The sequence below is a fragment of the Leisingera sp. F5 genome, assembly GCF_001593695.1.
Window position 1 is genome coordinate 1 of the sequence record NZ_LUKH01001466.1, and the last position, 1,012, is coordinate 1,012.

Consider the following 1,012-nt stretch of genomic DNA (forward strand, 5'->3'; position numbering starts at 1 on the left):
AAATCCAGGCCCGCTGTCTGGTGGACGGCTGGGGCCAGGAAGCCTACATCCTCACCCCGCGCTGAGCTTCATCTTTTCAAAAATACTCGCGCCGCAGGCATGCGCCGCAGGCGCATTCCGACCTGGCGGGACGCCTCATACCCGGTGATAGGGGCTGCCTGCCAAAATAGTTGCGGCGCGGTAGATCTGCTCGGCCAGCATCACCCGCACCAGCATATGCGGCCAGACCATCTTGCCAAACGAGATTGAAAAATCCGCCTCGGCTCGCAAGCTGGGATCAATCCCGTCTGCCCCGCCGATAATCAGCGCCAAGTCCTGACGGCCGCTGTCGCGCCAGCCTGCCAGCTTGTCCGCAAAATCCGGGGAAGAGATCACCTTGCCGCGCTCATCCAGGGTGCAGATCACCGCGCCCTTAGGCAAGGCCTTGCGCAGCAGTGCAGCCTCAGCCGCCATGCCGCCGTTCTTTTTGTCCTCAATCTCCACCACCCGCGCAGGCCCCAGGCCCAGCGCGCGGCCGGTCCGGTCGAACCGGGCAAGATAGTCGTCGATGAGGGATTTTTCAGGGCCAGCCCGCAACCGGCCGGCCGCACAGATATGCAGTCGCATGAAATTCCAAAAGCAATCCGGCCCGCACCCTGGCGCGGGCCTGCATCAAATCAGCCTTCGGTTCAGCCTTCGGCTGCCGGAGCTGCCGCGGTGCCTGCGGGCATCCACATCTTCTCGAGCTGATAGAACTCGCGCACTTCCGGGCGGAAGATATGGACAATCACATCACCGGTGTCGATCAGCACCCAGTCGCCTGTATCCTTGCCTTCGACCTTGCAGCCAAGCTGGTACTCCTGTTTGAGCCGGTCAGTCAGCTTTTCAGCCATGGCGGCAACCTGGCGGGTGGAACGGCCCGAGGCCAGCACCATGTAATCGCCAATCGCCGTCTTGCCGCGCAGGTCGATCTGCACAACATCTTCGGCTTTGTCATCGCTGAGTGAAGAAAGAATCCGCTCCAGCAGCTGTT

At 61.9% G+C, this 1,012-nt stretch carries 2 protein-coding genes; both read right to left on the reverse strand.

Annotated elements, in window-relative coordinates:
• Nucleotides 1-135 precede the first annotated feature (135 nt).
• Nucleotides 136-606: a 23S rRNA (pseudouridine(1915)-N(3))-methyltransferase RlmH gene (gene rlmH, locus A2I95_RS42305; RefSeq protein ID WP_027257412.1), complete on the reverse strand. Its 471-nt coding sequence runs from the start codon at nucleotides 604-606 to the stop codon at nucleotides 136-138.
• Nucleotides 607-668: 62 nt separating this feature from the next.
• The coding region (rsfS, locus tag A2I95_RS42310) for a ribosome silencing factor (RefSeq protein WP_291738204.1) at nucleotides 669-1,012 on the reverse strand (344 nt) is incomplete at its 5' end.

What these genes read in the sequence shown, in the direction of transcription:
- rlmH (WP_027257412.1), bottom strand. Translation starts at nt 606, where the DNA reads ATGCGACTGCATATCTGTGCGGCCGGCCGGTTGCGGGCTGGCCCTGAA.